This window comes from Fibrobacter sp. UWB15 (genome assembly GCF_900177705.1).
In the GTDB taxonomy this organism is placed as follows: Bacteria; Fibrobacterota; Fibrobacteria; order Fibrobacterales; family Fibrobacteraceae; genus Fibrobacter.
The window spans coordinates 1-2,566 of the sequence record NZ_FXBA01000021.1 but is presented as its reverse complement, the minus strand read 5'-3'; the positions used below and the strand labels follow the sequence as shown (position 1 = coordinate 2,566).

Genomic DNA, 2,566 nt, shown 5'->3' with positions numbered 1-2,566 from the left:
TGATTATTCCGGAGCGGCGGAGCCGCCAGTCCGGAGAAGTGAGAGCCACTAGTCCGGCCTGACGGAGCCACCTGTTTTTTGCCCTACTGGGCTTCCGACGGGTTCAACCCATACACTTCCCTCATGGACTTGTCAACCGACTTGTCGATGTACTCGATGTTTATCTTGTACGAGTCGAACGATATCCGGTCCATGATGGCGTCCGCAAGGGTGCTTTCGCCGTCGCATATCTGGTTGTACCAGTCCTTTTCCTCGTACTGGGAACAGAATATGGTCGACGATTTCTTGCGTCTCTTGTGGATTACCTCCAGCAGCAACCTGGCCTCGTTCTCGCGGAGCTTGAACAGCAGCCATTCGTCGATGATGAGGAGTGTCGGCTTGGTGTACTTCTGCAGCGCGTTTTCGAGGGCGTGCCTGTCTTCCGCGGCGGACAGGTCCATCAGCAGGTCGGGTAGCCTGGTGAACCTTACCGAGTAGAACCGCTTGCAGGCCTCCATCCCGAACGCGCAGGCCAGATACGTCTTGCCGCTCCCGGTAGCGCCAGTGATGAAGATGTTGCGGTACTGCGATATGTACTCGCAGCTGGCGAGTTTCTGGATCAGCGCCTTGTTCAGCTTGCGGCCCGAGTGGTAGTCGATCGTAGCGACTCCCGCGTCGTTCTGCTCGAGCTCGGCCTTCTTGACGAGCCGTTCGAAGGCGTGGCTCTTGCGGCTGGCGTGTTCGGCGTCCACGAGCATGGCGAACCTCTCCTCGAAGGGGATGTCCTTCATTTTCGGGTCGTTCTGCTGGTTCCTGAACATCTCCGACATGGTCGTCATGCGCATCTCCACCAGCTTGTCGATTGTCGTGCTGACGCTCATCTTTCGCCTCCGTAGTTCCTGGCTCCGCGCGTGATTCCGCGGGCGGGCAGCCGTGCTTCGGTAGACGGGCTTGCGGACTTTCCCTTCCCGTACTGGAGTATGTCGCGGATGTTCTTGTAGCTGGGCCGGCTCGTGAACCCGAGCGCCTTGCCGCAGGCCCATTCCAGCATCGCCTCGCCGTGGCGCTTGCCGAGCTTGAGCACGCCCATGCAAGCCCTGTACGACTGCTGTTCCACGCTCCCCGCCCCGAGCAGGGCGTCTATCACGGCGGCGGTCTTTTCGCCTATCCCGGAAGCCCAGCGGCGGAACCGTTCGCCGTCCCACTCGAGGTATTCCCGGTGGCCCTCGGGCATGTGCGCCTTCACCGTGGAGTACTGGCCGGGCCTTCCGCGCAGCCGCGCGTGGCTAGCGATGCGTTCGTGTCCGTAGAAGACCTCCACGGCGGTGTCGGTCAGGCGCGATTCCACCTGTTTTTTTATATACTGGTAGGGTACGGAGTAGTACATCCCGTCCAGGGCGATGTGGTAGTTGAACTGGACGGTCGACGTTTTCCACTCCGCCACTTCGAAGGGTGTGGCGGGAAGGGGCTTCAGCAGGGGGCGTTCCTCGCTCTCGAAGATGTCCCGCCTGCTGCATTCCTTCTTCTGGAACTGCCGCGCGTTGAACGTCTCCAGCCGATCCCATATGGCTTCGTTCAGTTCCGCGAGCGAGAAGAACTCCTCGTCGCGCAGCGCGGCCGTTACCCACGAGGATATCTTGCCGACGTTGCCCTCGACGCTCGCCTTGTCCTTGGGATGGCGCACCCTTGCCGGGACGACGGCCGTCCCGTAGTGTTCCGCCATCTCGCCGTAGGTCCGGTTCAGCTGCGCCGTGTACCAGTCGCTGCGGGAGTGGTTTACCGCCGTCGTGCAGTTGTCGGGCACGAGCATCGTGGTCACCCCGCCGAAGTAGTCGTACATGTGGACGTGCGCCCTGATCCAGTTCTTCGTCTTCTCGTCGGTGAACGCCTCCACGTAGGTGTACTGGCTGTACGGCAGCGTCGCGACGAACAGGTGGGCGTCCATGAGTTCACCCGTGTCCGGGTCGATGACGTGCGCCGGGTCCCCGGCCCAGTCCACCTCCACGGTTTCCGCGGGGCGGCGAGGGATGTGCATGGTCGCCCTGCGTTTCTGTTCCTCCTGCTGGATGTAGTGGCAGAACTGCGAGTACATGAGCGGCTCGCGGTTGCAGAGCCGGCAACTCTCGCAGTATTCGGTCCAAAGCAGTTTCTTCGTCACGCCGTTCCGGAGCAGCTCCTTGCGGATGTACTCGAAGTCTATCGTGTGGCTCGGCTGTGCCGGTTTCCTGTCGGGGAAGAGCGCCTTCTCGATTGTCGCGTCCTCCATGCTCTCGGCATGCGTCCAGTCGATTTTGGCTGCCGTTGCTGCCTCCACGACACGTTTCACCGTGTTGCGGGATACGCCCGCCGTCCTTGCGATGTTCCTCTCGCTGAAGCCGATGTGCTTCAGCCGGAGGATTTCGCGGTATTTGGTCATGTGACCTCCATTGGAAAACCCGTCGCGACATTGCGACGGGCTATCCCATTATAGAGTTTTTCTTGACCGTTTGTGGGGTGGCTCTGTTCGACCGGAACGGTGGCTCCGCATTTTCCGGAAGGGTGGCTCTCTAGCACCGGACTCGTGGCTCAAAGTACGCCGGAATAATCA

The 2,566-nt window shown here is 60.8% G+C and carries 2 protein-coding genes; both read right to left on the bottom strand.

Translation table 11 applies throughout. From position 1 onward, the window contains the following. Positions 1-83: 83 nt before the first annotated feature. On the bottom strand, positions 84-860 hold the full coding sequence (istB, locus tag B9Y58_RS14265) for an IS21-like element helper ATPase IstB (protein WP_073058383.1): 777 nt from the start codon (positions 858-860) through the stop codon (positions 84-86). After that, on the bottom strand, positions 857-2,395 hold the full coding sequence (istA, locus tag B9Y58_RS14260; protein WP_073058382.1) for an IS21 family transposase: 1,539 nt from the start codon (positions 2,393-2,395) through the stop codon (positions 857-859). Before istA ends, istB begins: the two co-directional genes overlap by 4 nt. Positions 2,396-2,566: the final 171 nt, after the last annotated feature.